This is a genomic window from Prevotella rectalis, assembly GCF_900607215.1.
GTDB classification, from domain to species: domain Bacteria; phylum Bacteroidota; class Bacteroidia; order Bacteroidales; family Bacteroidaceae; genus Prevotella; species Prevotella brunnea.
On sequence record NZ_LR027819.1, the window covers coordinates 126,387 to 126,860 of the forward strand.

1 protein-coding gene is annotated in these 474 nt (G+C 45.6%); it reads left to right on the forward strand.

Going from position 1 to position 474, the window contains the following annotated elements; genetic code table 11:
* Window positions 1–387: transposase (locus E0E16_RS15065; protein ID WP_130828423.1), on the forward strand; the 387-nt coding region annotated here is incomplete at its 5' end.
* Window positions 388–474 lie beyond the last annotated feature (87 nt).

The window sequence follows — 474 nt, forward strand, 5'->3', positions numbered from 1 at the left end:
GGAAAGATGCCAAAGTTGGTGTCCTTGCTTACCAACGACTTTGACATGTCCATGGAGACTATCGTAGCCATCTACCGCAGGAGGTGGCAGATAGAGTCTCTTTTCAAGCAGATAAAACAGAACTTCCCGCTTAGATACTTCTATGGGGAGAGTGCCAACGCCATCAAGATACAGATTTGGGTTACACTCATTGCCAATCTATTACTGTCACTGCTGCAAAGCTCATTGCAGAGGCGGTGGAGTTTCTCAGGGCTGGCTACTATGGTGCGCATTGTACTTATGGAATACCTCAACATGAATAATTTCTTCAACATGCCGGATGCCGACATGAAACTCATGCTTGAAGCAGCGGCTGAATCGCCACCCGAGGTAACAGAAAATGAATAAGGGGGCTTGTCACTAACATGCTGTCATCCGAACTATTGTGTCTCAATGAGTTGGAATGAGGATTTCTATGTTTAGCGGACAGTAATA